15 protein-coding genes are annotated in these 22346 nt (G+C 65.8%); 7 read left to right on the top strand and 8 right to left on the bottom strand.

The genetic code is table 11. The features are described 5' to 3' along the window. Nucleotides 1-116: 116 nt before the first annotated feature. Both IHE47_RS08460 and IHE47_RS08465 read right to left on the bottom strand, forming a co-directional pair. On the bottom strand, nt 117-467 hold the full coding sequence (locus IHE47_RS08460) for a site-2 protease family protein (protein WP_192105463.1): 351 nt from the start codon (nt 465-467) through the stop codon (nt 117-119). Nucleotides 468-604: 137 nt separating this feature from the next. Then, nucleotides 605-1015, bottom strand: a complete 411-nt coding sequence (locus tag IHE47_RS08465) for a hypothetical protein (RefSeq protein ID WP_192105464.1) — start codon at nt 1013-1015, stop codon at nt 605-607. A gap of 346 nt (nt 1016-1361) precedes the next feature. Between IHE47_RS08465 and IHE47_RS08470 the strand changes: the two genes are divergently transcribed. Beyond that, complete coding sequence (locus tag IHE47_RS08470) at nt 1362-1718, top strand: hypothetical protein (RefSeq protein WP_192105465.1); 357 nt, start codon at nt 1362-1364, stop codon at nt 1716-1718. A 206-nt stretch (nt 1719-1924) separates the two neighbouring features. On the opposite strand, the gene IHE47_RS08475 is transcribed toward IHE47_RS08470, so the two are convergent. The 3 genes from IHE47_RS08475 to IHE47_RS08485 form a co-directional block, all read right to left on the bottom strand. Then, nucleotides 1925-2983 carry a hypothetical protein gene (locus tag IHE47_RS08475; protein WP_192105466.1) on the bottom strand — a complete coding sequence of 353 codons (1059 nt, stop codon included), beginning with the start codon at nt 2981-2983 and terminating at the stop codon, nt 1925-1927. A gap of 1 nt (nt 2984) precedes the next feature. Beyond that, entirely contained in the window at nt 2985-4580 is a 1596-nt protein-coding gene (locus IHE47_RS08480; protein ID WP_192105467.1) for an AAA family ATPase, read from the bottom strand. 74 nt (nt 4581-4654) lie between these two features. After that, entirely contained in the window at nt 4655-8404 is a 3750-nt protein-coding gene (locus tag IHE47_RS08485) for a methylmalonyl-CoA mutase family protein (RefSeq protein WP_192105468.1), read from the bottom strand. Nucleotides 8405-8749: 345 nt separating this feature from the next. Here IHE47_RS08485 and IHE47_RS08490 point away from each other — a divergent pair, with 345 nt between their 5' ends. After that, nucleotides 8750-9583 carry an energy transducer TonB gene (locus IHE47_RS08490; protein WP_225561721.1) on the top strand — a complete coding sequence of 278 codons (834 nt, stop codon included), beginning with the start codon at nt 8750-8752 and terminating at the stop codon, nt 9581-9583. A gap of 105 nt (nt 9584-9688) precedes the next feature. On the opposite strand, the gene IHE47_RS08495 is transcribed toward IHE47_RS08490, so the two are convergent. Genes IHE47_RS08495 through IHE47_RS08505 form a run of 3 tightly spaced genes read right to left on the bottom strand, consistent with a single transcriptional unit; the run spans nt 9689 to nt 12184 of the window. Then, a complete protein-coding gene (locus IHE47_RS08495) occupies nt 9689-10165 on the bottom strand; it encodes an SRPBCC family protein (RefSeq protein ID WP_343227463.1) in 477 nt (158 codons plus the stop codon). After that, on the bottom strand, nt 10135-11196 hold the full coding sequence (locus IHE47_RS08500) for a hypothetical protein (protein WP_192105470.1): 1062 nt from the start codon (nt 11194-11196) through the stop codon (nt 10135-10137). Before IHE47_RS08500 ends, IHE47_RS08495 begins: the two co-directional genes overlap by 31 nt. 43 nt (nt 11197-11239) lie before the next feature. Further along, nucleotides 11240-12184, bottom strand: coding sequence for a transporter (locus IHE47_RS08505; RefSeq protein ID WP_225561722.1), 945 nt, complete (start codon nt 12182-12184; stop codon nt 11240-11242). 115 nt (nt 12185-12299) lie between these two features. On the opposite strand from IHE47_RS08505, the gene IHE47_RS08510 reads away from it, so the two are divergent. The 5 genes from IHE47_RS08510 to recB all read left to right on the top strand — a co-directional run bounded on the left by IHE47_RS08510 (nt 12300) and on the right by recB (nt 22272). Beyond that, nucleotides 12300-13796 carry a PLP-dependent aminotransferase family protein gene (locus IHE47_RS08510; RefSeq protein ID WP_192105471.1) on the top strand — a complete coding sequence of 499 codons (1497 nt, stop codon included), beginning with the start codon at nt 12300-12302 and terminating at the stop codon, nt 13794-13796. A gap of 274 nt (nt 13797-14070) precedes the next feature. Then, entirely contained in the window at nt 14071-14412 is a 342-nt protein-coding gene (locus IHE47_RS08515; protein WP_192105472.1) for a YXWGXW repeat-containing protein, read from the top strand. 130 nt (nt 14413-14542) lie between these two features. Next, the gene (locus IHE47_RS08520) at nt 14543-14905 is read left to right on the top strand and encodes a YXWGXW repeat-containing protein (RefSeq protein ID WP_192105473.1); all 363 of its coding nucleotides are present in this window, start codon (nt 14543-14545) and stop codon (nt 14903-14905) included. Nucleotides 14906-15142: 237 nt separating this feature from the next. Then, nucleotides 15143-18628: an exodeoxyribonuclease V subunit gamma gene (gene recC, locus IHE47_RS08525; RefSeq protein WP_225561723.1), complete on the top strand. Its 3486-nt coding sequence runs from the start codon at nt 15143-15145 to the stop codon at nt 18626-18628. Further along, the gene (gene recB, locus IHE47_RS08530) at nt 18625-22272 is read left to right on the top strand and encodes an exodeoxyribonuclease V subunit beta (RefSeq protein WP_192105474.1); all 3648 of its coding nucleotides are present in this window, start codon (nt 18625-18627) and stop codon (nt 22270-22272) included. The genes recC and recB overlap by 4 nt, the downstream gene beginning before the upstream one ends. Nucleotides 22273-22346 lie beyond the last annotated feature (74 nt).

The raw sequence follows: 22346 nt of genomic DNA on the forward strand, positions 1-22346 counted from the left end.
CTTCACCGACTTGAGGAAACGTGCGTCCGGAAGAAGGGCAAGGTTGACGTGAAACCGCCAAGGATGGCGCTGCACGATCTATGAAAGCTATCGCGTAGCGCGAAAGATGTCGCTTCTCAACAGCCTGTTAATTCCCTCCGTCCCCTTAAGCCGGCCGAAGACCATACCTTTGCCAGGACAACGAAGATCGCCACCGCCACCAGGTTGGCAAGCGGCCCGCCCGCAGCCAAGCAAAGCACCTGGGGGCGCATAGGCCGCCCAGGATCGCAGGCAGCCGAAACTAAGCCACCTACACGGATCTTTTGTCGGGTGCTCCATCGCACACGCCATCCTCGCTGCTGCGAAATGACCTCGATGCGTCCAAAGCGAACCTGCATGACCGTCATGCCGGCCCAACGCGCTGCTGCATAGTGACCAAGCTCGTGGATGATGACGGTGGCAAGGCCAAGCAACGACACGATCAACATGGGAAGAATCGGCCCCAATCGCCAAGCATCTCCAACCGCTATCACACACAGGAGAAAGCTGCCCCAGCCCGTGACGAACCCGACCATCCACTGGACAGGCCGGCAGATTCGATCCAGCCAGCGATAGGCCCGCGGCGTCATCGCGCCACCGCCGGCTTGCGGCTTGCGAACCAGGCATCGCTCGGATAGCTGAACAACTGATACGCCGCGCAGGCCAATACAACGACGCGGCCCACCGTCATCATTGCCGCGACGGAGTCGAGGCTGAATTCATCCACCAGCCCACGGGCCGTTATAGCCACACCAAGCAAGAGCAGGATCAGGTAAGTGGCCCTCGCCCAGCTTCGCCCTTGCGAAATCTTGTGGATGAAGAACGCCGAGAACAGCACCGTAAGCAGGTAGCTGCAGCACAGGACCACGGGGGAAACGCCCGTTCCGAACCGGACAATGTGCTGGAGGCTACCGAGCAGCCCGATGGCCAGCGCCACCCAAAGGCAAAGAACGCCGATACGAACCTCCCTCGGCTTGGCCGTTATCGCTGCTTCCATGGCGCCCCCTGATCATTATTTGCCGCGCGGTAGCTTATAACACCCGCTGCAACTTCTCCGCCAACCACATACCAGCCACTTAAATCACCAATTAAAGCCGAATGAATCAATTGAATTAATTAAATCCATGGACCACAAAATAAAGTCCAATCCCTACAAACTAATCCCATCCACCTGACAGATTTTGTTTTCCATTCGATTTAATATCAAAACCGCCGCAGCGCCATCGCCGTCGGCCGGAGAAAACCGCCACCCAAGGAAATCCGCAAGACCCAAAGCAGCGCGGGCCGCATGAGCTGGAACTCATACGACCCGCTGACCACAACCAACTTCAACGGAGTTGACCATGGCTAAGCCCGATCATACGGCAGTCGCGCGCGACGATGCGCGCATCCCCACCAACCCGCTCTCGAGCCACTACTGGACGCTCACCGAGGCCAAACCCGAGCAGCAGGATGCCGCCACCCTCGCCGGCCTCACCACCGCCATTCGCGCCCTCGCCCGCGTCCTCGCCAACAGCGAAGCCTTCCGCGATCTCCACACCAACAGCCAAAGCGACACCATCGAACCTGGCTGCTGCCCGCTGGATGCGCCCACCACCGAAGGCCTCTTCGCCGCCCTGTACTTCCTCAGCGAGCAAGCCGAAGCGTTCAGCCAGTTGCCCGTGACCACTCCAATCCGTTCGAACGACGTGTCGTACTGAACTACGCACCTCATCTCGCCGGGCGGCTGCGTCAAGGCCGCCCGGCCGACCCGGGCTGGGCGACGCCAGGTTCCAGGCCATGATCGAAAAAGCGCTAAGTCGCCACGCCCAGCTGCGCCAGCGCGGCCGGTTACAGCGACACGTCATCCGGCCGGGAAACGTTTAATTCCCTCCGCCCCCTTATGGTTGTTTCATTTATGGCGGATCTAAACACGAATAGGCGCAGCGGCCAAACCCATTCCTACAATGTCCATCAAGATCGCAGGGAAAAATCCATCAGTGATTTGAGCATTCACTTCACATCGGCCTATATTCGGCAGACACTGCAATACCTGATCAGGCAACGATCCACCAAGCCCTCCCATGAAATGACACTCTCCACATAGTCCATCCTCGCACGGCGCGATCTCTATAGCTCGACCCGTAAAAGATTGAATATCGGAAAGGATCTCGTCGGATCTCGGCCTCGCGCGTATAAGCTTACAAATTAACACCGCATCTTTGAAATTAGCAAATCGACGTAACTTAATTAGCCCACGCTCATCCATTTGTTCAAGAAACCTGACTTGCTCAATTGATTGACGACCTGTTTGCGTGCCAGCAATCCAAGAAGTGGGCAAGAGATTCTCAATCATCCTGACTGGCAAGATGATCAAGCAAAGTCGATAAAGCGCTTCGCTTGCAACAGAAAGACACTTCTTAGCGACATCACCCAGAGAGTCGCCAGGATGCCACTTGTCGCTATCTGCGACACATATTGCGACCCGGCCCTGCGATTTCCGCTGCTCTAGCTCGACACCAACGTTTGTACCTCCGCCGCCAAGCGGGCGCAAGCTAACTTGCAATCCGCGGTAAGGTGAAAGTTGCACGTACCGCTGAGCTAATTCACAATAAAGCTGGGCATCACTTAGATCTTCACAAAGCAGTTCAACCCGCTCCGTCCAAATTTCGTCCGAAAATACGCGTAACGGCGCTGTTACTAAATCACCATTTCGCGTCTCCTCCAGACAATCCCTCTTCACCACGATAAAGAAACCGGCCGGCCGCAAGCCCGAGAAGGTAGGCAAGCGCTGTAAAGTTCTCTTGAAAGCAACACGAGAAAAATTCGACAACTGAGGTAACACTGACAACTTTTCAAGCAGCGACCTTGAACCAACTACAAAGTGTAGGCCACGAAACGAGGCCATCCCGAGATGTTCAATGGCCAGAAGCTCCTTTTCCGAAAGCTCAGCCCCATCAAAGTCAAACTCAAGTTGAATAAACATCTTAAGCCTCCGGCAAAAAGAAGCCGAAAGGCCAATCACCCTCAAGCACACCTTCTTTATTGAAGTACGAGCGACGTACTATAGTCGGTTTTGTTGGTGACTCCTTATCAAATAAGACAACTGTCACCTGATCTTCTCGTAGCAACCCCTTTGCAACCAATGCACCTAGGCGATTAACGATATGCTCGCTGTGCGTTTCGATTATGAAGCTCACGTTTCCGCGCTCATCTGAATGCCGAATAGCATCAGCAAAAACATCAGCGAGAAGGGCCTGGAACCTAGGATGTAGGTGAAGCTCGGGCTGCTCGATAGCGATGATCGATGAGCGGTTTGTCTCATTAGGTTGAATCTTCTCTTTTATCTGAAGACTCTTCCAAATTTGCAAGACAATTGGCAGGACTTGGCTATAACCGAAGCCTGTGTCTGCGAGATTTCGATCACTCTCCGAACCTTCCTCACGAACGATCAATGCGGTATGGCCTTCAGAACGCCTAGCCTGAACCTTGAATCCGAGCGAATTGGTCATCCATGTTTCAAGTGCCACCCGTTCGTTGTAAGACAGCGAGTTGATGAACATTGGAACATTATCACCCAACGGATCTATTTCATCGACCGCTAATTCCTGGAAGCGATAGTACCTCGACGCGGTTGCGCGTACAGGGGCCAAGTATCGAACAGAGCCGGCAAAACGGTCTAGCTCAACATTGAATTGAGCCAACAGATCCGGCATAAACTTTAAGAGCGCGTAACGGAATATTTCTGAGCACTTCGCAGGCATGCTGCCAGAATCGCCCTCTCCGGCCACATATTTCGAGAGAGAAGGGTATATCTTAGATACATGATTAATGAAGGACTCTTCACTCGCCAGACGAAGCCTCCTCGCGAGATCTCGCCTCCTCTTGGCACTAGTATTTCCGTGGTGCAAATAATCAGTATTCTTCAGAAGAAGACTAAAGAAGGGGCCATCGCTATTCATCATGGCCTCTATGTCTACGCTATCGTCTTGGGCTATAGACTTTATCGCTGGGAAGAAGCCGCGACGCAAATTTTCTATGCGATAGGGACGATCAAGAACCACCTCAACTCCACACGAAACGGCCCTAGTAATATTGCCTGACGGATCAATTTCAAGCCTAACCTCTGAATCAAATACAGCCACCATAATGGCTGACACATAAGCACTTTCCCCTCCCTCCCTCTTTCGAAACGTGAGAGACGCATCAACAATTACGTTCTCTTGAATGAATAGTCGGCGCGCACCCGGAAGATAAAGACGAAGCTGCTCGCCGGAGGAGGAGTAGACCACCTCACGACGTCTATTAGTCGCAATTTCTGCCCGGAAGCCGATCGACAACTCCCCGACCTCCCTAAACTTAGACAGCGTCTCGGAAAAGCTGCCAAAGTCGACAAGACGCCCGTACCAAAGTATGGGCTCCTTTGTTTCCTCGTTGAGACTTTGCTTTAGTAGCGGGAAAAGCCGTAAGAAGCTGCTCTTGCCTGAGCTATTTTTCCCCAAAACGACTGTAATAGGGGCCAAATCAATCCAGCCGCTTTCCTCGATACTCCGAAAACCACTCAAGCGAACACTCTTTAGCATTACTCTTCCTTTTGCTTAGCCACCAGAGCCCAGACTATGCGATTTTTCGCCCAGCGATTGCGCTGTGCAATGAATTACATATTCCGCCGATATTCCCCACCCACATCGTACAGTGCATGGCTGATCTGCCCCAGCGAATGCGTCTTCACCGCCTCCATCAGCGCATTGAACACGTTCTTGCGGTCGCGCGCGGTGTTCTGCAGGTAGGCCAGGCCGTGCCCTTCGACTCCGCCCTGCGAGCTACGCTCAGGGCGAGCGGATTGTGGTTCGTCGGTGGAATCGGTGCCATGCGCATGTGACGTCTCGCCGGCGGGCGCCAGCGCATTCCGCGCCTTCTGGAACGCCTGCACATTGGCGATCTGCTGCCCCTTCTCCTCCTCCGTCGAGCGGATCAGCTCGATCTCGGTGGCGATCTCGCCGCCGTGGTCCTTGGGCAGGAAGGTGTTGACGCCGATCAGCGGCAGGCTGCCGTCGTGCTTCTTGTGCTCGTAGTACAGGCTCTCTTCCTGGATCTTGCCGCGCTGGTACATGGTGTCCATGGCGCCGAGCACGCCACCGCGCTCGCTGATGGCTTCGAACTCCTTGTACACGGCCTCTTCCACCAGGTCGGTGAGTTCTTCGACGATGTAGCTGCCCTGCCAGGGATTTTCGTTGAAGTTGAGGCCCAGTTCCTTGTTGATGATCATCTGGATGGCCACGGCGCGGCGCACGCTTTCCTCGGTGGGCGTGGTGATGGCTTCGTCGTAGGCGTTGGTGTGCAGGCTGTTGCAGTTGTCGAACAGGGCGTACAGGGCCTGCAGCGTGGTGCGGATGTCGTTGAACTGGATTTCCTGCGCGTGCAGGGAGCGGCCACTGGTCTGGATGTGGTACTTCATCATCTGGCTGCGCGCGCTGGCGCCATAGCGCTCGCGCATGGCGCGGGCCCAGATGCGGCGGGCCACGCGGCCGATCACGGTGTATTCCGGGTCCATGCCGTTGGAGAAGAAGAACGACAGGTTGGGCGCGAAGTCGTCGATCTTCATGCCGCGCGCAAGGTAGTACTCCACGATGGTGAAGCCGTTGCTCAGGGTGAAGGCGAGCTGGCTGATCGGGTTGGCCCCGGCTTCGGCGATGTGGTAACCGGAGATGGAGACGGAGTAGAAGTTGCGGACCTTGTGCTCCACGAAGTACTGCTGGATGTCGCCCATCATGCGCAGGGCGAACTCGGTGCTGAAGATGCAGGTGTTCTGCGCCTGGTCCTCCTTGAGGATGTCGGCCTGCACGGTGCCGCGCACGGTGCTGAGGGTTTCGGCCTTGATCTTCGCGTAGGTCTCCGCGTCCACCAGCTGGTCGCCGGTGACGCCGAGCAGGCCCAGCCCCAAGCCTTCGTTGCCCTTGGGCAGCTCGCCGGAGTACTGCGGGCGGCCGTGGGGGAACATGGCGGCGATCTGCTTTTCCGCCGCGGCCCAGCGGGCGGGATCTTCCTTGAGGTACTTCTCCACGTTCTGGTCGATCGCGGTGTTCATGAACATCGCGAGGATGATCGGCGCGGGGCCGTTGATGGTCATCGACACGGAGCTGGTGGGCGCGCTGAGGTCGAAGCCGGAGTACAGCTTCTTCATGTCGTCCAGCGTGGCGATGTTGACGCCGGAGTTGCCGATCTTGCCGTAGATGTCGGGGCGCGGCGCCGGGTCTTCGCCGTACAGGGTGACGGAGTCGAATGCGGTGGAGAGGCGCGTGGCCGCGCCGCCCTGGCTCAGGTAGTGGAAGCGGCGGTTGGTGCGCTCGGGCGTGCCCTCGCCCGCGAACATGCGGGTGGGGTCTTCGCCGCTGCGGCGGTACGGGTACACGCCGCCGGTGTAGGGGTAGTAGCCGGGCAGGTTTTCCTTGCCGAGGAACAGCAGTTGGTCGCCCCAGCTTTCGGTCTTGGGTGGTGCGACTTTGGGGATCTTCTGGTGGCTGAGCGACTCGCGGTAGTTCTCGACGCGGATGGTCTTGTCGCGCACCTTGTATTCGTTGACGTCCTTGGTCACCGACTCGCGCAGCGCCGGCCAGTCGCGCAGCAGGTGGATGGACTCGTGGGTGAGTTCCTTGAGCGCGGTGTTGTAGCGCTGGCGGAGCAGCAGCAGGGTGCGGTCGACACTTGCCTCACCGTCATTCCGGCGAAGGCCGGAATCCAGTGCCTTGGCACTTGAGTCGTGCGCTTCGCGCGAGTCGTTTGACTGGATCCCGGCCTTCGCCGGGATGACGGCGTTGTGTAGATCCTCGCTGTGGTACAGCTCCAGCGGCTTGGGCAGCTTGTCGTCACCCAGTTCCTTCAGCGACTCGTAGTAGTGCTGCGCCTTGCTGGCGGCTTCCGACTGGTGCGCGATGGAGGCGTTGATGCCGCGGCCCTGCTCGGCGATCTCGGCCAGGTAGCGCACGCGGCTGCCGGGGATCAGCACGGTGGCGCGCGGCTCCTTGAGCGTGGTGTCAAGCCGCGGCGTCCAATCGCAGCCGCCTTTGTAGGAGCCCACCTTGTGGGCGATGGCTTTTTCGTCGGTGTTCGCGGCCGTGTTATCGCGCACAGGGTGCGCTCCTACGGAGGCGTTCGGGCCCAAGTGGAGTTTTTCGCGCATCAGCCGGCACAGGTTGGCGAACATCCAGGTGACGCCGGGGTCGTTGAACTGGCTGGCGATGGAGGGGTACACCGGCACGTCTTCGTCCTTGACGGCGAAGGCGGTGCGGTTGCGCTTCCACTGCTTGCGCACGTCACGCAGGGCGTCTTCCGCGCCGCGCTTGTCGAACTTGTTGAGCACGACGAGTTCGGCGAAGTCGATCATGTCGATCTTCTCGAGCTGGCTGGCCGCGCCGTAGTCGCTGGTCATCACGTAGACCGGGAAATCCACCAGGTCGACGATCTCGGAATCGCTCTGGCCGATGCCGGCGGTTTCCACGATCACCAGGTCGTAGGGCTGCGCCTTGAGGAAGTCGATGCAATCGTGCAGCACTTCGTTGGTGGCGGCGTGCTGACGGCGCGTGGCCATGGAGCGCATGTAGACGCGGTGGCTGCGCAGCGCGTTCATGCGGATGCGGTCGCCCAGCAGCGCGCCGCCGGAGCGGCGGCGGGTGGGGTCGATGGCGAGCACGGCGATGCGCATCTGCGGGAAGGCGTGCAGGAAGCGCAGCAGCAGCTCGTCCACCACGCTGGACTTGCCCGCGCCGCCGGTGCCGGTGAGGCCGAGCACGGGCGTGGCCTTGCCGGCCAGCTTCCACTGCTTGCGCAGGTGGTCGAGGTCGGTGGCGGAGAGCTTGCCTTCCTCGATGGCGCTGAGCATGTGGCCGATGGAGATCTCGTCGTCCACGTCCACCTTGGACGCGGCGGTGTCGGGCGCGCGCTGCGCGGCGGCGCGGCCGGCGCGTTGCATCACGTCATCGATCATCTCGGTGAGGCCGAGCTTCATGCCGTCGTTGGGGTGGTAGATGCGCTCCACGCCGTAGGCCTGCAGCTCCCTGATCTCCTCCGGCGTGATGGTGCCGCCGCCGCCGCCGAACACGCGGATGTGCGCGGCGCCACGCTCCTTGAGCATGTCCACCATGTACTTGAAGTACTCGACGTGGCCGCCCTGGTAGGAAGACAGCGCGATGGCGTCCGCATCCTCCTGCAGCGCCGCGCGCACCACGTCCTCCACCGAACGGTTATGGCCCAGATGGATCACCTCGGCGCCCTGGCTCTGGATGATGCGGCGCATGATGTTGATCGCCGCGTCGTGGCCGTCGAACAGGCTGGCCGCGGTGACGAAGCGCAGCGGGGTGGTCTCGGCCTGGGGCGAGCCGACAGGGACGTGCTTGGCGGGGGAACTCATGGCGACTCCGACATCGTGTGCGATGAACCGGACGATTTTAGTGGGGATCGGCGTGAAGAGCTTGCTGCAGCGCGTGTACCGGGGCGTATGGGGCCGCGACGCCGGGCCGTATCTGCCCACCGAACCGGCTTACGCCGGTCATGAATTGCCTACATACTTTGGGTATCGACGGCCGGGCGTCCGGCCAAGTGGACAAGCCACCGGAACACAGGAAGCGGCCGCCATGCCTGGCGTGGGGCCGACGAACGCGGTGGATCAGGCACGCGGCGGACCGCATGCCACCACCGTCTGTCGTACGGGGTTGATCGACTTCAACGCTGACAGGGAAATCGTATGAAGAAGGCAATGCTGGGGGCACTTCTCGCCATGGCGGCCATGACCGCCCAGGCCGCCACCCGCCAGGACATCGAGTCCTCCGCCGTCGTCAATGGCACCATCGTGCTGGCGCAGGACGGCACGGTGCAAAGCGCGGTGGTCGACAACCCGGCCAAATACGGCCAATCCATCGCCAACTTCGTGCACGACACCGCGATGCATTGGCGCTTCCAACCCGTGTTGCAGGACGGGCAACCCGTACTGGCCAAGACCAGCATGCATGCCCGCGTCGTGCTGAAGCAGAAGCCCGATGGCAACTTCGAGGTACGCATCAAGGGCGTCACGTTCGGTGACGACGACCCGAATGACACCAGCACGCTGCACAATTCGCCGCTCAACAAAAAGCTCGTGCCGGATTACCCCATGGTCGCGATCAAGGAGCGCGTGCAGGGAACGGTGTATCTGGCGCTGCACGTGGATCGCAGCGGCCATGTGACCGATGCCGTGGCCTTGCAGGTGAATCTCGGGGTCCTCGGCCAGGAGAACACGCTCAAGCGTTATCGCGAAATCCTGGCGCGCTCGGCCCGCCAGGCCGCGAGCCGATGGACTTACGAAATCCCCACCACGGGCAAGCTGGCCCAGCAGGACAGCTGGACGGTCCGCGTGCCGGTTACCTACAACTTGAATGTATGGGGCGCACCCAAGCCCGACCACACCTGGCAAACCTATGTCCCCGGCCCGTACACGCCGGCACCCTGGGTCGACAGGCCGGACGCGGATGCAGCGGATGCCATTGCCGACGGCACCGTGCAGACGGATGGCGCGGGCCCGACCCTGCTTCCTGCCGCCTCCAACCACGGCTGACGCGCGGCAAGGCATTCCCGGCGGGTGCATCACCCGCCGGACGCGGCTTCGCCGATCGGGGTCGCAAGCATTCGATGACGCGGGGCTGGGGTGGCAAGGCCAGCATCACCGGGCACTCGTTTTCCTTTCCAGCGCCTGCTTCATGGCCGCGGCGCCCAGTTCCACGTTCTGGCCGATGGGCCCGGCCAGTTCGTCCGGCAAGACATCGGTGATCCAGACCAGGCGCGTGCGGTGTTCGCCATCGGCAAAGACCTGGAAGGACGCGTTGTGGTGGCTCGCCCGGCCGCCGACGGAGGCGTAGACGAAGCGGCGCGCGTCATGGTCGAGCGTGACGATGCGTTCACGCACCACCAGGCCGTTGGCGAATGTGACGATCCTGGCGTCTCCGTCCAGTTTCGTGTCGACCAGCACGCCAGGCACGAGTCGTTCGTGCGTCGCGCCGATATCGCTGATGGCCGCCCATACATCCGCAGGGTCGGCATCCAGCAGTATTTCCCGGCATATCGAAGCCATGGTGTCTCCCGGACGGATGGCCGTGCATTGGATCGGTTTCAGCCGCCCAGCGTGTCGACGGAAGTCCACGTAGGCACCCAGGTCCTGCCGCCATCCGTGGAGATGGCCCAGTCCTGCCGGCAGGATTTCGCCGTGATGCCGGACCACACGTTGCGGGCCAGCACGGTCTTGCCATCGATCTCGTCCATGCCGATGAAGGTGCCGACGCCATTCCGGAATTCGCCGACCATCGGCTGCTCCAGCGTGCCGGACTTGCTATTGGCGAAGTAGACCCGCCACTGCTGCGTCTTGCGGTCGTACAGGCGCAGCGCCAGGTCCTCGAGGTGGCCGCCGGGTCCGTCGACTTCGAGCTGGCCGATGTTGGCCCAGTCCTCCCAGAGCCGATACGCCGCATGCGTGCCGCTCAGGTCGCTCCACGCATCGGGTGAAGACAACGGATGCGGCACGGCACGTATCCGCGTCATCCATTGCCCCATGTTGAAGTCGAAGTCGTGCTCCGGGCCGGTGCCCTGGGCGTGGTGCACGTCGTAGTCCGGCGCTTTCTTCAGCCGGGTGAGCTGCGCGACGAAGTCGGTGGTCCAGGTCTTGCCGCCGTCGAGCGAGACGGCAATCTCGTAGTGGTACGCGTCCGGCGTGATGTTCGACCAGATGTCGCGCTGGAGAACTTTTTTGTCGCCGGCTTCGGTCCAGGCATGGAACACGCCGACCCCGTTGCTGAACTCGCCGTACGAAGGCGCCTGCATGGTGCCGTCGTCGCTGCCTGCGAACTGCTCGCTCCATTGCCGCGACTTCGGGTCGTAGAGAAAGAGGGTCACGCCCTGGAAGTGGCCGCCGGAGCCGGAGGCTTCGATCTTCTCGATGTTGGCGCGCCCGTTCCACAAGGGCTGGTCGATCACCGTGCCGGTGAAGTTGCTCCAGGCACCGACGCCGGACGCCGTGACGTCCCGGCTCATGATCCGGGTCTGCCACGTGCCGAAGTGGAAATCGAAGGCGTGCTGCTGGTCGTCGCCCCGTGCCGCGCCTGCGGCGGATGACGACGGCCAGCCCATCGTCAGCGCAAGGGCAAGCAGGCCTGTACGCAACATCGTTTTCGCATGCATGGCGTCTGTTCTCTCAAGGGGAGGGGAGCGTTGCGGGATGCCATCAATGGACGTAGTTGATCGCGATGGCCGGCGTTACCGAGCGTGTCGCGTCGTGCCCGCCCACGATCACGCGCGCGCCCAGCAGCACGCCGAGGCTGGAATTGAAGCTGTACTCGACCGCGGGCGCGTAACCGTAGGCATCGCTGGAACCCGACTGCAGGTGCGTGGGCACGGGCAAGGCGTCGACCGGGTCCGTGCTGCCGTCCACGCGGGTGGCCGCGCCGTGGCTGCGGAACAGGTCCAGCGCCAGCACCCAGCGGCGGGTGACGCTGTATTCGGCCGAGGTGCCCATGTAGAACGCGTCGCCCGGCCGCACCGTGCCGCGGAAGCCGGGTGCGGTGCCGTAGACGCTGGCGCCGCTGACGTCGGCATCGCCGTTGAAGGTGCGCGTGAGGTTGAGCCGCACGCGCAGCAGGCGGCCGTTCGGCATCCAGAAATAGCTCTGCGCATTGAGGCCCAGCGTGGTGGCCCAGGCGCCGCCGCCCAGGCCGTCGCTGGCGCGCGCCAGGTTGTCGTAGCGGCCGGTGGGCAGGGTCTCCTGCAGCTGCACGGCGAGCGTGGGCAGCCAGCTGCCTTCGTGGAAGCGGGTGAGCCGGTACTGCGCCTGCACGATCTGGTCGCCCAGGCCGATGCCCGAGCTGTCCGGCCCGTTGCTGACGCGGTTGTAGCCGACGATGGGGATCAGGCCCACGGTGAGGCGGTCGGTGAGCCCGTACAGCACGTAGGCGCGCGAACCGAAGGCATCCGAGCCTTTCGAGGCGACGTCGTAGAAATAGGGCTCGACCAGCACGTGCCCCTGCGGCAGCGTCTCGGCGGAATTGGCCAGCATCGGGCCGGTCCACCAGGCGTCGTCCAATGACTGGCGCGACGGGCCGGCATCCTGCGCGACGGCCGTGCCGATACCCGACAGCAGGACGAACGGCAGCGCGAGTCGGCGCCACCGCAAGCATGCCTTTGCCGCCTGTGCCCGCATGACCACCGACACCTCCACTCTTCGTGCGCCAGGAGCAGACTAGGCAACCAAGTGGCTCGAATGAATAGCCACCCGACGAGGACATGACATGACCACTCGGCAAGCCGCCACGAAACGCGCCTCCGCCAGCCTGGTCCCGGCTATCGCGCTCGAGGGCAGCGGGCCGATCTACCAGCAACTGGCGGAATGGTTCCGCCGCGCCATCGCCGAGGGCCGGCTGCGCCCGGGCCAGCGCGTGCCCTCCACCCGCGCGCTGGCCGGCGAGCTCGGCGTCTCGCGCCTGCCGGTGCTGGGCGCCTACGAGCAGTTGCTTGCCGAGGGTTACCTGGAAAGCTTCACCGGCAGCGGCACCTGCGTGGCCGCGGCGATCCCGCACGAGGGGCCGGCCCCGCCGCGTCGCCGGGTGCAACGCTCGCCAACCGCCGCCGCCGCCGCATCCGGGCCGCGCCGCGTCGCCGCGCGGGTGGCGGCGATGGCCTCGCCGCCGCAGACCTGGCTGGAGAGCCAGGGCGCGTTCCGCGTGGGCGTGCCCGCGCTCGACCACTTCCCGCACGGCACGTGGTCGCGCCTGCTGGGCCGGCATGCGCGCCACGTCGGCACCGACGCGCTGGTCTATGGCGACACCCTGGGCCACGCGCCGTTGCGCGCGGCGATCGCCGAGTACCTGGCGACGGTGCGCGCGGTGCATGCCGACGCCGACCAGATCCTGGTCACCAGCGGTTCGCAGCACGGCCTGCAGATCTGCGCGCATGCGCTGCTCGATCCCGGCGACCACGCCTGGGTGGAGGAGCCCGGCTATCCCGGCGCGCACCAGGCACTGGCGGCGGTGGGCGCCCTGCCCGTGCTGGTGCCGGTGGACGCCGACGGCATGGACGTGGCCGCAGGCGTCCGCCGCGCGCCGGCGGCGCGGCTGGCCTACGTCACGCCCTCGCACCAGTTCCCGCTGGGCGCCACGATGAGCGCGGCGCGGCGCATCGAGCTGCTGCAGTGGGCGACGCGCGCGGGCAGCTGGATCGTCGAAGACGACTACGACAGCGAGTACCGCTACGGCAGCAAGCCGATCGCCGCGCTGCAGGGACTGGATGCCGACGCGCGGGTGATCTACGTGGGCACCTTCAGCAAGGTGCTGTTCCCCGCGCTGCGGCTCGGCTACCTGGTGGTGCCGAAGGACCTGCTGCCGGCCTTCCGCGCCGCCCGCGACGCGCTGGACACCTGCTCGCCGATGCTGCCGCAGCGCGTGCTGCACGACTTCATCCGCGAGGGCCATTTCGCGCGGCACATCCGCCGCATGCGCATGCTGTACGCGGCGCGGCGCGCGGCACTGCAGGCGGCGATCCGGCGGCACCTGCCCGACACGCTGCAGGTCGTGGGCGCCGAGGCGGGCCTGCAGCTGACCGCCCTGCTGCCGCCGGGCGTGGACGACGTGGCGTTGTCGCAACGGGCGGCGCGGGCCGGCGTGTCGGTACGGCCGCTGTCGCCCTGCTACCGCGGCGAGACGAAGCGCCATGGCCTGATCCTGGGCTATGGCAGCGTGGGCGAGCGTTCCATCCAGGAGAGCGTGCGGCGCCTCGCCCGCTGTCTCTGAGAGACTGTACGAAGGCCTCCCCCGTGTCCTGCATGGCCTCATCGTTCGGAGGCAGGCGCACCCTGAGCGCGATGGCTTTGCTGCTCGATCGAAGCCAAAGCCATCGCGCACAGGGTGCGCTCCTGCAACAGATTTGCGCGCCGGGCCCGCGCCATGCGGGCAAGGCCCCCCCTGCTCCGACCTGAACGCGTTGCCGGTACCGCGTCAACACACGCGGGCAGGCCGGCGTTTCCCCACCTGCACGCCGCCTTTCGCGGCGACCACGGAGAGCCTGATGAGCCGCAAGTCTTCCGCCCTGATCCTGTCCGCCGGCCTGGCGCTGGCCGGTGCCGGCCTCGTCGCCATGCCCGCCGCGCAGGCGCAGGTGATTGGCGTGGGAGTGAACGTGGGCATCGGCGTGCCACCACCGCCACCGCGTTACGAGCCGGTGCCGGCGCCGCGCTACGGCTATGTCTGGGCGCCGGGCTACTGGATGTGGAGCCCGCGCATGCATCGCCATGTGTGGGTGGGCGGCCGCTGGGTGCGTGCGCGCCCCGGCTGGCGCTACCTGCCGCCGCACTGGGACCGTGGGCCGCACGGCAACTGGCATTTCCGCGACGGCTACTGGGCGCACTGAACACGCGGAGGCCCGCGATGGCATCGGCACGTCCTTGCCGTCGCACCGTCCGCATCCTGATTCCGGCCACTTCGCGGCGCGACAACGCCGCGAAATGCCGCTTCGCTTCACCAAACGAGGGAGGAACCTCATGTCGTCACGTCGTCTTGCAGGTCTGTTGATGGTCGCCGCCGCGGCAGTGTCCGCCGCGGGTTGTGTGGTGGAACCGCCGCCGCGTCCCCGCCCGCGCCCGATGGTCTACGCGCCGCCACCGCCGCAGGTGGTGGAAGTGATCGCGCCGCAGCCCCCGCCGCCGCCCATCGAGGAAGTGCTGCCACCGCCCCGCCCCGGCTACGTCTGGGCACGCGGCTACTGGCGCTGGAACGGCCGCCGCTACGTCGGCGTGGCCGGCCACTGGGAAGTGGTCCGGCCCGGCTACCGTTACGTGCATCCGCACTGGGAGCAGCGCGGCGATGGCTGGCACTTCCGCGCGGGCGTGTGGGTGAACGGCTGAGGGTTTAGATGTAGATGTGGATGTAGATGTACTTCTGCGGTCATCCCTGATCGCGAAGATCAAACGGGCGGCCATCCATGGCCGCACTACTCAGGGAACGGCCCGGGTTACTCCGGGCCGCTTTGTTTGCCCCGCCACTGGCCATTGCCTTTCGTGCCACCGCGGCGCGATGTCGAAAATCGCCGCCGGCGTTTCCGGATCGCAGACGCCGAGACGAAAGCTGGGCAGAATCTGCGGATGCCGACAGCCCCGCCCTCCATGGAAGACATCCAGCCCGGCCTGATGGTCGTGCACGGCAACCGCCTGGAAGACCTGCGCGACCTGCTGGTCGAATGGCTGGCGCGCGCGCCGCTGGCGCCGCTGGAGGACGAGCTGATGCTGGTGCAGAGCAACGGCATCGCGCAGTGGCTGAAGCTGGCGCTGGCGCGCCCGCGCGAAGCCGGCGGCATGGGCATCAGCGCGGCGGTGGACATGCAGCTGCCCGGCCGCTTCCTGTGGCGCGCCTACCGCGCCGTGCTGGGCCGCGAGGCGGTGCCGGCGGATTCGCCGTTCGACAAGTCGCGCCTCACCTGGCGGCTGATGCGCCTGCTGCCCGCGCAGCTTGGCGACGCGGCCTTCGCGCCGCTGCGGCACTTCCTCGGCGAGGGCCGCGTCGATCCGGCCAGGCTCTTCCAGCTGGCGCGACAGGTCGCCGACCTGTTCGACCAGTACCAGGTCTATCGCGCCGACTGGCTGGACGATTGGGAACACGGCCGCGACGGGCTGCGCGACCCGCGCGGGCAGCGCCTGCCGTTGCCCGCGGAGCAGCGCTGGCAGGCGCAACTGTGGCGCGCGCTGCTGCGCGACGTGGGCAGTGCGCAACGCGACAGCCATCGCGCCGCCATGCACCGCGCCTTCCTCGCGCGCGTCGCCACGCTGGAAGCGCGACCCGCCGCGCTGCCGCGACGCATCGTGGTGTTCGGCATTTCCTCGCTGCCGCAGCAGACGCTGGAGGCGCTCACCGCGCTGGGTCGCGTGTGCCAGGTGTTCCTGCTGGTGGCCAACCCGTGCCGGCACTACTGGGCCGACATCATCGAGGACCGCGAACTGCTCAAGGCCGAGCGGCACCGCCACGCCGCCAAGCCCGGAGCGCCGGAAACGCCGCAGTACGAGGAGCTGCACCTGCACGCGAACCCGCTGCTCGCCGCCTGGGGCAAGCAGGGCCGCGACTACATCCGCCTGCTCGACGGTTTCGATGCGCCGGCGATCTACCGCACGCGCTTCGCCGCGCTGGGCCGCGACATCGACCTGTTTGCCGATCCCGGCCGCGACAGCCTGCTGCACCAGGTGCAGCGGGCCATCCTCGACCTCGAACCACTGCCCGCCGATCCTGCGCAACGGCAAGCGCTGGAACCCGGCGACGAGTCGCTGCGTTTCCACGTCGCGCACAACCCGCAGCGCGAAGTGGAGGTCCTGCACGACGAACTGCTGGCGCTGTTCGAGCGTGCCGCGCGCGAGGGCCGGCCACTGGCGCCGCGCGACGTGATGGTGATGGTGCCGGACATCCAGGCCTACGCGCCGCACATCCAGGCCGTGTTCGGCCGCGTGCAGCCCGGCGACCCGCGCTACTTGCCGTGCAGCATCGCCGACCGACCCGCACGCGGCGCCACGCCGCTGCTGGTGGCGCTGGAACAACTGCTGCGCCTGCCCGAATCGCGCTTCGCCGCGGGCGACATCCTCGACCTGCTCGATGCGCCCGCGTTGCGCCGCCGCTTCCGCCTCGACGAGGCCGACCTGCCCGTGCTGCGTCGCTGGATCGAGGGCGCCGGCATCCGCTGGGGCCTCGACGGCAGGCAGAAGCTGGGCCTGGGCCTGCCGCCCGAAGAACAGAACAGCTGGCGCTTCGGCCTGCGCCGCATGCTGCTGGGCTATGCGGTGGGCGACGGCATGTCGCTGGACGGCATCGCGCCCTACGACGAAGTCGGCGGCCTCGACGCCGCGCTGGTCGGCCCGCTCGCCCTGCTGCTGGAACAGCTGGAACACGGGTGGCGCGTATTCGCCATCCCGGCCACGCCCGCGCAATGGATCGAACGCCTGCGCGCCGTGCTCGCGGCGATGTTCGACGCGGGCCGCGACGATGACGACGCCCTCCTGCTGCAGCGACTGGACGATGCGCTGTCCACGTGGGAACAGTCCTGCGTCGAAGCCGGCTTCGATGGACCGTTGCCGCTCGCCGTGGTGCGCGAGCACTGGCTGGCCACCATCGACGAAAGCCGCCTGTCGCAGCGCTTCCTCGGCGGCGCGGTGAGCTTCGGCACCCTGCTGCCGATGCGCGCGATCCCGTTCCGCGTGGTCTGCCTGCTCGGCATGAACGACGGCGACTATCCGCGCCGTCACGACGCGCCCGACTTCGACCTGATGGCCTTGCCGAAACAACAGCGCCCCGGTGACCGCTCGCGCCGCGAGGACGACCGCTACCTGTTCCTCGAAGCCCTGCTCTCCGCACGCGACGCCTTGTACGTGAGCTGGGTGGGCAAGAGCGCGCGTGACAACAGCGAGCTGCCGCCCTCGGTGCTGGTGGGCCAGTTGCGCGATTACCTCGCCGCTGGCTGGGATGCCCCGCTGGCCGCGCTCACCACCGACTACCCGCTGCAAGCCTTCAGCCCCAGCTATTTCGACGCCGCCAGCGACGCACGCCTGTTCACCTACGCTGCCGAATGGCAGCGCGCGCGGCGGCTCAGCCGCGAAACCGAAGCCGTCCCGCTCGCGCCGTGGCCGCGCGAAACGCCCTTGGACCTCGCCCTGCTGCAACGCTTCCTGCGCTCGCCGGCCAGGCTCTTCTACGCCGAACGCCTAGGCGTGCATTTCGCCGGCGACGATGATGCCGACACCGACCACGAGCCCTTCGCCCTCGGTCCGCTGGAGAACCATCAGCTCACCGACGCCCTGCTGCGCACCGCCATCCACGCCGGCGACGCCGCGCTGGCGCCCGTCGCGCAACGCCTGTACGAACAGGGCGAGCTGCCGCCGGGCAGTTTCGGTGAACTGGCGCTGGCGCCGATGGAAGCCGCCGCCAGGCGCGCCGCCACGCGCTGGCACGCGCTGGATGCCCACTATCCACTCACCGGTAAAAGCCACGCGCTGCACGGCGCGGCGCACGGGTTAAGCATCGAGGACACGCTGGACGATTTGCGCACGGACGACGACGGCGGCCACGTTTGCCTCGTGGCCACGGCGAGCCAGCTCATGCCGGACAAGAAGCTGCGCCACGACAAGCTGCTGGCGACCTGGGCAACGCACTTGCTGGTGAACGCCAATGCGCTGCCCACCACCACCCACATCGTGGCGCCCGATGCCATGGTGCAACTGCGCCCGCTGGATGCCGCCGACGCGAAACGCCATCTCGACGCGCTGCTCGCCGCGTTCGCCGCCGGCCTGTGCGCGCCGCTGCCGCTCGCGCGCAGGACCGCCTTCGCCTGGCTGCAGGTCGAGGCGGCAAACGCAAAAGCCGCGCCGGACAAACAGAAGTCCGCCGCCGCCCTCGCGGATGCAACCGCTGCGGTAGCCAGCAAGTACTACGACCACAGCGACGGCGAGCACGGCCGCGGCGAAGTGGACGAGGAGCCCGCCCTCGCCCGCAGCTGGCCCGACTTCGCCGCCCTGCACGCCGCCGGCTTCGAGGACTGGCTGCACCTGTATCGTCCCCTGCTCGACGCCGCACACGTCGTGGACGGTGCCGCATGAGCGGCACGCAAGCGCTCGACCCGCTGCGCCTGCCACTGGCTGGCACCCAGCTCATCGAAGCCAGCGCCGGCACCGGCAAGACCTGGACCATCGCGGCGCTGTACCTGCGCCTGGTGCTGGGCCACGGCGGCGGCGCGCCGCTGCTGCCCGCTCAGATCCTGGTGATGACCTTCACCAAGGCCGCCACCGCCGAGCTGCGCGAGCGCATCCGCACCCGGCTCGCGGAAGCGGCCGAAGCCTTCCGTGGCAAGCGCACGCCCGACGACTTCCTCACCACGTTGATCGCCGACTACCCCGACGCCGGGCAGCGCGCCCGCGCCGCGCGCCAGCTCGAACTGGCCGCGCAGTGGATGGACGAGGCCGCGGTGTTCACCATCCACGGCTGGTGCCAGCGCATGCTCGGCCAGCACGCCTTCGCCAGCGGCGAGGCATCCGCCAGCGACGAGGTGACCGACGATGCCGAGCTGCTGGCCGAAGCCGTGCGCGACTACTGGCGCGGCCATGTGTTCACGCTGGGCCGCGCGGCAGCCGCCGTGTTCCTCGGCGCGTGGAAGACCCCGGCGGATCTGCAAAAGGTGCTCGCGCCACTGCTGCCCCACGCGGATCACCTGCAGCTGGGCGGCCAGCCGCTGCCCGCGCCGCACGAACCGAAGGACCTGCTCGACGCCCCCGCCGGCGCGCTGCACGAGGCCGAGGCCGCGGCTCGCCAAACGTGGCTGGCCGCCGTCGACGCGATCGAGGCGATGCTGCTCACTGCCTCGGAAACCAAGGTGCTCAAGGGCAACCTGGTCGTACCGAAAAACCTTCCCGGCCACCTCGCCACCATGCGCGCGTGGGCCCAGGGCAACGAACTCGACGACGATACGCTGGCTCGCTTCACGCAGCCGCGTCTGATCGAGTGCACCGCCAAGGACAGGCAAGCCCCTTCGCACCCTGCCTTTGCCGCACTGGAACACTTGCAGGCCTGCCGCGCCGAAACCCTGGCGCTTCCCCCGCTGCTGCTCGCCCATGCCGCGCCCTGGGTGGCGCAGCACATGGACGAAGCCCGCCGCCGGCTGGCCCAGCTCGGCTACGACGACATGCTGAAACGGCTGGACGCCGCCCTGCACGGCGCAGCGGGCGACGCACTGGCACGCCTGATCGCCACGCAATACCCGGTGGCCCTGGTCGACGAGTTCCAGGACACCGACCCGTTGCAGTGGCGCATCCTGCAACGCTGCTACGTGGACGTCGAAGGCAAGGCTCTGCTCCTGATCGGCGACCCCAAACAGGCCATCTACGGCTTTCGCGGCGCCGACATCCACACCTACCTCGCCGCGCGCGGGCAGGCCAGCGAGCCGCACTGGACGCTGGGCACCAACCACCGCTCCACCGCAGCACTGGTCGAGGCCATCAACCGGGTCTTCCTGTTTGCCGACCGATACGACGACGGCGCCTTCGGCTTCGGCAAGGCGCTGCCCTTCATCGCGGTGGGCGCCAAGGGCCGCAAGGAACAACTGCAGCTCGATGGTGAAACCCTGCCTGCCATGCCAATGGCCGTCCAGACGTCCGCATCGACCCTCGGCTCGGGCGCCTGGCGCAAGACCATGGCCGAACACGCTGCCGCGCAGCTGGTGGCGTGGCTGGGCGCCGCGCAGCAAGGCCGCTGCGGCTTCGCGGACGGGCACGGCCAGCTCACCCCGCTGCAACCCGGCGACATCGCGATCCTGGTGCGCGACCGGCACGACGCCGCGGCGATGCGCATGGCGCTGCACGCGCGTGGCCTCGCCCACGTGTACCTCTCGGACAACCAGTCGGTGTACGCCAGCGCCGAGGCCGCGGAACTGCTCGCGTGGCTGGCCGCCTGCGCCCAGCCCGGCAACGACCGCGCCATGCGCGCCGCGCTGGCAACGCCGAGCATGGGACAGAGCCTGGCCGAACTGGAGCGCCTGAACACCGACGAGGCGCACTGGGAAACCTGCGGCGAACATTTCCGCCAGTTGCATGCGCTGTGGCAGCGCCACGGCGTGCTGGCGATGCTGCACGAACTGCTGCATCGCTTCGGCGTGCCGGCGCGCCTGCTTGTCCGCGTCGACGGCGAGCGCGCGCTCACCAACCTGCTGCACCTGGCCGAATTGCTGCAGCAGGCCGCCAGCGGGCTGGACGGCGAGCACGCGCTGATCCGCCACCTCGCCGCGCAAATCGCCAACCCCGCCGGCGGCGAGGCCGCCGAGGAACAGATCGTGCGGCTGGAGAGCGAGGCCGCGCTGATCAAGATCGTCACCATCCACAAATCCAAGGGTCTGGAATACCCCGTGGTGCTGCTGCCCTTCGTCTGCGGCTTCCGCGAAACCAGCGACAAGAAGCCGCTGCTGTGGCACGACGCGCGCGGCGTGGCGCACTTCGACCTGCGCCCCGACATCGAGGCCTGGGAGCAAGCCGAGGTCGAGCGCCGACAGGAAGATCTGCGCCTGCTCTACGTGGCGCTCACCCGCGCCCGCCACCTGTGCTGGCTGGGCGTGGCCTGCCTGAAGAACGGCGGCGGCAAGGCGTCGGAGCTGCACAAATCCGCCTTCGGCTATGTGCTGGCCGGCGGCCAGTCCATCGAGCCTGCCGAACTGCGCGCACGCGTCGACGAACTCGCCCAAGGCCAGCCGGCCATCCACGTCGCCAACCTGCCCGAGCAGGCCGACACGCAGCACTACCGGCCCCAGGGCAACGCGATCCAGCCGCGCGACGCACGCCGTTGCACCCTGCCCCCGTACGCGCCGTGGTGGATCGCCAGCTATAGCGCGCTGGCGCACAGCGACGATGCATCGACACCACGGCACGCGCCCGAAACCGCGGATCAATCCACGCTCACCGAGAACGTCGCCGCGGCCAATGCGGAAGCCGGTGGCATGGACGCACACGGCATCCACGCCTTCCCCCGCGGCGCGAACGCCGGCACCTTCCTGCACGACCTGCTGGAAAGCTGCGCCGACGAAGGCTTCGCGCGCGCCGCCGCGCCTTCCGCCGGCCTGCGCGACACCATCGCGCGGCGCTGCCAGGCGCGCGGCTGGCAGCTCTGGATCAAGCCGCTGACGGAATGGCTGCCCGCGCTGCTGCGCACGCCGCTGCCGTTGCCCGATGGCGACGCGATGGCGCTGGCCGCGCTCACCGACACCACGCGCTACCGCGCCGAGCTGGAGTTCTGGTTCGAGGCGAACCATGTCGATGCCGCCGCGCTGGATCGCCTCGTGAGCGCGCATACGCTGGACGGCGCGGCGCGCCCAGCGCTGCCGCCGAATCGCGTGAACGGCATGCTCAAGGGCTTCATCGACCTGGTGTTTGAACACGCGGGCCGCTGGTACGTGGCCGATTACAAATCCAACTGGCTGGGTGCGCATGCCGGCGCCTACACCGACACGGCGATGCGCGACTCGGTGCTGCAAAGCCGCTACGACCTGCAGTACGCGATCTACACGCTGGCGCTGCACCGGCAGCTCAAGGCGCGCCTGCCGGGCTACGAGTACGAGCGCGACATGGGTGGCGTGCTCTATCTCTATCTGCGTGGGGTGGATGGCGAGGGGCATGGCGTGCACTGCGAGCGGTTGCCGTTCGCGTTGGTCGATGCGCTGGATCGTTTGTTTGCGGAGGGTGGGGATGGTCATGCGCGCAGCTGAAAAACATCCCGCCATGCCCTTGCGGGGGAGCTGCGAATTTGGCGGCGCCCTCACTCCCCTCGCCCGCTTGCGGG

Source organism: Rhodanobacter sp. DHB23, assembly GCF_014842975.1.
GTDB lineage: Bacteria > Pseudomonadota > Gammaproteobacteria > Xanthomonadales > Rhodanobacteraceae > Rhodanobacter_A.